The following is a 5439-nucleotide window of genomic DNA, read 5'->3' on the forward strand; positions in this document are numbered from 1 at the left end:
GCCCACCCCCACCGCGCCGGCCCCGCTGAGCGCCGAGGACGGCAAGCTGGTCGTCCTGGCCCGGGGAGCCCGTGGTCGGGTCGGTGCCGTCGAAGGCGCCGCGGTCCGGGACCAGGACGGCCGGACGTACGCGGCGGCCAGCGTCGCGCTGCCCTCGTTGACCCTCACGGCGTTGCAGTTGGCGGTGGCCTCGGCCGTGGCGGCCGGGGCGAGCCGGCTGGAGGCGGCGGTGGTGGTGACCGAGGCGTCGACGCTGGACGGCGCCGGGCACGCCGCGGTGCGCGACCTCGCCGTGGACGCGCCGATCCACGTGGCGGCGCCGAACGGCACCATGCTCGGCACGGTGACGCAGTGAGCCCCGTCCAGGATCCGGACGGCCGCCCGTACCGGGCCGGGTTCGGCTGCTTCGTCGGCCGGCCCAACGCCGGCAAGTCCACGCTGACCAACGCCATCATCGGCACCAAGATCGCGATCACCTCGAACAAGCCGCAGACCACCCGGCACGTCATCCGGGCCGTGCTGCACCGGCCGGAATCGCAGCTGGTCCTGGTCGACACGCCGGGCCTGCACCGCCCCCGTACGCTGCTTGGCGAGCGCCTCAACGACCTGGTCCGGTCGACCTGGACCGAGGTCGACGTGATCGGCCTGTGCATCCCGGCCAACGAGCCGGTCGGGCGGGGCGACAAGTTCATCACCGGCGAGCTGGCCGAGCTGAAGGCGACCGTGCTGGCGGTGGTCACCAAGGCCGACCTGGTCGACAAGCGTCGCCTGGCGGAGCAGCTGCTCGCGGTCAGCCAGATGGGGGAGTTCGCCGAGATCGTGCCGGTGAGCGCGGTCTCCGGGCACCAGGTGGACACGCTGGTCGACGTGATGACCAGCTACCTGCCGCCGTCACCGCAGCTCTACCCGGACGACATGCTGACCGACGATCCCGAGCAGGTGCTGGTCGCGGAGCTGATCCGCGAGGCCGCCCTGGAGGGGGTCCGTGACGAGCTGCCGCACTCCATCGCCGTGGTGGTGGAGGAGATGATCCCCGAGGGTCAGGTCATGAAGATCTACGCCGACCTGTACGTGGAACGGCCCAGTCAGAAGGCCATCGTTCTCGGTCACAAGGCGAGCCGGCTCAAGGAGGTCGGCACCACCGCCCGCCGGCAGATCGAGGAGCTGCTCGGCGGTCGGGTCTACCTGGACCTGCACGTACGGGTGGCGAAGGACTGGCAGCGCGACCCGAGGCAGCTGCGCAAGCTGGGCTTCTGACCGACCCCGCCGGTCCGGCCGGGCATCCGGTCGGACCGGGTGGTGATCATCTTCGGTCGGGTCGAGGGGCAATGTCACGTTTGGTCGGGGTGCCGGCCGTTTGGCGCCGCGGCCGCGAAGGGTAGGGGAGGTACGCCCGGCGTCCCCGACCCAGATGCAGGCTGATGCGCAACAGATACCTCGATCTGCTCCGTTTCCTCGCCATCGTCCGGGTGGTCGTCTACCACGTCACCGGGTGGGCGACCCTCACTCTCGTCTTCCCGGCCATGTCGGTGATGTTCGCGCTGGCCGGCTCGCTGATGGCCGCCTCGTTGACCCGCTCCGGACCGGCGGCGGTCGGCCGCCGGCTGCGCCGGTTGCTGCCGTCGCTGTGGGTGTTGGCGGTGATCTTCGTACCGGCCATGCTGTTCACCGGGCTGCCGGTGTCGCCCCGGCTGCTGCTGTGGCTGTTCCCGATCGCCGATCCACCGGCGAACCACTGGGGCGCGCTGGCGCTGAGCGTCATCTGGTACCTGCGCGACTACCTCTGGTTCGTACTCGCCTCGCCGGTCGCGTTCTGGCTGTTCCGGCGCGCCCCGCTGCCCACCCTGCTCGCCCCGTACCTCCTGCTGGTGGCTGTCGAGGCGGGGATCTACCCGGCGCCGCCGGTGCTGCGCGAGTTCGGGCTCTACTTCGGCGCGTGGCTGCTCGGCTTCGCCCACCACGCCGGGATGCTGCGCCGCCTCGCCGGCCGGGTGCTCTATCCGCTGGCGCTGGCGCTCGCGGTGGGCGGCGGGGCCTGGATCATGACGCATCCGGGCCCACGGGGGTACGACCTCAACGACAACCACCTGGGCAACGCCCTCTGGTCGGCGGCGTTCATCCTGATCGTCCTGGGTCGGGCGCCGGCGGGGATCGCCTGGCTGGGACGTACCCGGCTGGCCGACCGGGCGGTGACCGTGGTCAACCGGCGCGCGCTCACGGTCTACCTCTGGCACATGCCCTTCGTGGTGGCGCTCACCCCGCTGGTGGACGTGGTCGGCTGGTCCCACCAGGATCCGCTGGGGTTGGCCGTCCGGGTGCTGCTGGTGTTCGTGCTGGTGGGGCTGGTCACCCTGGCCGTCGGCTGGGTCGAGGACCTCGCCGCCCGGCGACCGCCGGAGCTGGTGCCCGGCGGCCGGTCGCACCCCGCCGGATCGCCGGTCCGGTCCGGCGCCGACCCGACGGTCCGGTCCGGCGCCGACCCGGCGGCCCGGTCCGGCGCCGGGCCGGCGGGGGAGAGCGTCGGACGGGCGGTGGTGCCGGCGCAGCGCGTGCCCGAAGAGGTGGCCCCCGTCGAGGTCAGCGCTGGCTGATCGTGACGTTGCCGCTGCCAGCCGAACCGTCGAGCACCAGGGACGCCGCCGGGTTGTCGGCGACGCTGACGTTCTCGTCGCCGGAACCGGCGTTGGACCGGACCTGGTAGCTGCCCGACGGAACCAGCAGCGTGACGTCCCCGCTGGAGGCGTGTGCGCGGGCGGAGGCGGGCTTGTCCAGCTCGACGGTGACATTGCCGGAGCTGGCCTCGGCGTCGACGGTGCCGCCCAGCCGGCGCGCCGTGATGTCCCCGGACGAGGCGCGCAGCCGTACCGCCGCGCTGGTCTCACTCACGTCGATGTTGCCCGAACGGGTCTCCACCTCGAGCGCGCCGGAGGCGTCGGCGACCCGCACGTCGCCCGAGCCCAGCCGCAGCTCCACCGTGCCGACCCGGCTCAGCTCGATGTTGCCGGACCCGACCTCGCCCTGCACGGCCACACCCTCCGGCACGGTCACCTCGTACGAGATGCTGCACCGCGAGCCGCAGTCGGTGTCCAGCACCAGCTCGCTGCCCTCGATCTCGTACCGGGCGTTGTCCGGCTCGCCGCCCTGGTAGCGCACCACCCGCTTGATCCGCGCCTGCCCGGCCGGGCCGGTGCCCCGGACCACCACATCGCCCGATCCGCCCTGCACCCGGATCCCGGTGATCTTCACCGTCTCGGTGTTGTCGTAGTCGAGTCGGCGGAACGACAGGTTGTCGCACCCGGCGAGCAGGATGAGCGCGGTGGTCAGCCCCAGCGCGACCGGGGCGGCGGCGCGACGGCGGAGGTCAGCGGTGGTCTGGTGCAGTGCCATGGCGAGCACGCTACGGCCGGTCACGGGCCCGCCGCATCGGGGTTCCTCCGCGCATCCACCCCGAGCCGACCCTGATTTCACACCCCGAGGGAGAATGGTCCGATGGCCGGGTACCGCCGACAGCTCTACCGCGACGACGCGGTGGTGCTGCGCGTGCAGAAGCTCGGCGAGTCCGACCGGATCATCACACTGCTGACGCGCCGGCACGGCCGGCTGCGCGCGGTGGCCCGGGGGATCCGGCGCACCACCAGCAAGTTCGGTGCCCGGCTGGAGCCGTTCGGCCACGTCGACCTCCAGCTCGCCGGCGACCCGAAGGGCAACCTGGGCAGCTCGCTGCACACCGTCAGCCAGGTCGAGGGCATCGACCTGTACGGCAAGCGGTTCCTCGGGGACTATCCCCGCTACACGGCGGCCAGCGCGATCGCCGAGACCGCCGAGCGGCTGACCCCGGTGGAGCGGGAGCCGTCGCTGCGGCTGTTCCAGCTCACCGTGGGCGCATTGAAGGCGCTGTCCCGCGGCGAGCACGCCACCACCCTGGTGCTCGACGCGTACCTGCTGCGCGGGATGGCCCTCGCGGGCTGGGCGCCGGCGCTGACCGCGTGCGCGGTCTGCGGCACACCGGGGCGGCACCGGGCGTTCTCCGTGCCGGCCGGCGGCGCGGTCTGTCCGGATTGTCGGCCGCCCGGCGCGGCCCATCCCGCGCCGGCCACCATCGACCTGATGTCCGCGCTGACCACCGGCGACTGGGTACTCGCCGACGCCACCGAGTCCGGCGTACGCCGGGAGTGCAGTGGGCTGGTGGCGGCTCACCTGCAGTGGCACCTGGAACGCGCGCTACGCTCGCTGCCGCTGGTCGACCGGGGTCCCTCGGCGGCCGGCGCGGTCCCGCCGTCGGGCGACGCCGGGGCCGCGATGCTCCGGCCGCACGGCGACGTGGAGGCCGGGGCGGACGGTGCGAGCAGGGAGAGAGCCGAGTGATCCGATCGATGAGGGCCGGCCGGCGTGAGCCGATGCCGCCGACACCGCACCCGTCGGGCGCCCGGCCGCCGGCGCTGCCCACCGAGGCGGTGCCGAAGCACGTCGCCGTGGTGATGGACGGCAACGGCCGGTGGGCCAAGGAACGCGGCCTGCCCCGCACCAAGGGTCACGAGGCGGGGGAGCACAGCCTCTTCGACACCATCGAGGGCGCCATCGAGATGGGCATCCCCTACCTGTCGGCGTACGCGTTCTCCACCGAGAACTGGCGGCGCTCACCCGACGAGGTGCGGTTCCTGATGGGGTTCAACCGGGACGTCATCCGCCGCCGCCGTGACCAGTTGGTCGACCTCGGCGTACGGGTGGTCTGGTCGGGCCGGCCCGGGCGGTTGTGGAAGAGCGTCATCTCCGAGTTGCAGACCGCCGAGGAGATGTCCCGCGGCAACTCGACACTGACCCTCCAGTTCTGCGTCAACTACGGCGGTCAGGCGGAGATCGGCGACGCCGCCGCCGCGATCGCCCGGGACGTGGCGGCCGGCCGGCTGGACCCGGCGAAGGTCACCGAGAAGACCGTGGCGAAGTACCTCTACCACCCGGAGATTCCGGAGGTGGACCTGTTCCTGCGCCCGTCGGGCGAGGAGCGGATCTCCAACTTCCTGCTCTGGCAGACCGCGTACGCCGAGCTGGTCTTCCTAGACACGCTCTGGCCGGATTTCGACCGCCGTCACCTCTGGTACGCGTGCGAGCTGTACGCCCAGCGCGACCGGCGGTTCGGTGGCGCGCTGCCCAACCCGGTCGCCCCGGTGGGCTGAGGCGAGGCTTACCGGCACGTCACGCTGGGTATCACCCCTCTCAGGAGCCACTGACGGAGGTGAACCCACATGATCCAGAAGCGCATCGCACAGTGGGCGGTGATGGCGATCGCGGTGCCGCTGGCCGCGGCCGGCGCCCGCCGACTCAGCCACACCCTGGAGGCCCGGCGTGGTCCCTCCGGGGCGACCCGACTGCTGACCCGAGGCGCGGACCTGATCCGCCCCCAAAAGGCCAAGCGCCGCCGATTCTGGTAGCACCCCCACG

At 72.6% G+C, this 5439-nt stretch carries 7 protein-coding genes; 6 read left to right on the forward strand and 1 reads right to left on the reverse strand.

What is annotated here, in order from left to right; genetic code table 11:
- The first annotated feature begins 25 nt into the window (after positions 1 to 25).
- The 3 genes from EAD89_RS14245 to EAD89_RS14255 all read left to right on the forward strand — a co-directional run bounded on the left by EAD89_RS14245 (position 26) and on the right by EAD89_RS14255 (position 2591).
- Positions 26 to 355 carry a cytidine deaminase gene (locus EAD89_RS14245; protein WP_121676028.1) on the forward strand — a complete coding sequence of 110 codons (330 nt, stop codon included), beginning with the start codon at positions 26 to 28 and terminating at the stop codon, positions 353 to 355.
- Positions 352 to 1257 (forward strand): GTPase Era, encoded by a 906-nt coding sequence (era, locus tag EAD89_RS14250; RefSeq protein WP_121676026.1) that lies wholly within the window; start codon positions 352 to 354, stop codon positions 1255 to 1257. Before EAD89_RS14245 ends, era begins: the two co-directional genes overlap by 4 nt.
- Before the next feature lie 164 nt (positions 1258 to 1421).
- Positions 1422 to 2591 (forward strand): acyltransferase, encoded by a 1170-nt coding sequence (locus tag EAD89_RS14255; protein ID WP_121676027.1) that lies wholly within the window; start codon positions 1422 to 1424, stop codon positions 2589 to 2591.
- On the opposite strand, the gene EAD89_RS14260 is transcribed toward EAD89_RS14255, so the two are convergent.
- Positions 2578 to 3387 (reverse strand): DUF4097 family beta strand repeat-containing protein, encoded by an 810-nt coding sequence (locus EAD89_RS14260; protein ID WP_121676029.1) that lies wholly within the window; start codon positions 3385 to 3387, stop codon positions 2578 to 2580. The genes EAD89_RS14255 and EAD89_RS14260 overlap by 14 nt on opposite strands.
- A gap of 102 nt (positions 3388 to 3489) precedes the next feature.
- Here EAD89_RS14260 and recO point away from each other — a divergent pair, with 102 nt between their 5' ends.
- From recO to EAD89_RS14275, 3 genes are all read left to right on the forward strand, one after another.
- A complete protein-coding gene (gene recO, locus EAD89_RS14265) occupies positions 3490 to 4365 on the forward strand; it encodes a DNA repair protein RecO (protein ID WP_121655423.1) in 876 nt (291 codons plus the stop codon).
- A gap of 32 nt (positions 4366 to 4397) precedes the next feature.
- On the forward strand, positions 4398 to 5174 hold the full coding sequence (locus EAD89_RS14270) for an isoprenyl transferase (RefSeq protein WP_121655422.1): 777 nt from the start codon (positions 4398 to 4400) through the stop codon (positions 5172 to 5174).
- Positions 5175 to 5243: 69 nt separating this feature from the next.
- Positions 5244 to 5429, forward strand: a complete 186-nt coding sequence (locus EAD89_RS14275) for a hypothetical protein (RefSeq protein WP_121655421.1) — start codon at positions 5244 to 5246, stop codon at positions 5427 to 5429.
- The last annotated feature ends 10 nt before the right edge of the window (positions 5430 to 5439 follow it).

It is taken from the genome of Micromonospora sp. BL4, assembly GCF_003667505.1.
Classification (GTDB): domain Bacteria; phylum Actinomycetota; class Actinomycetes; order Mycobacteriales; family Micromonosporaceae; genus Micromonospora.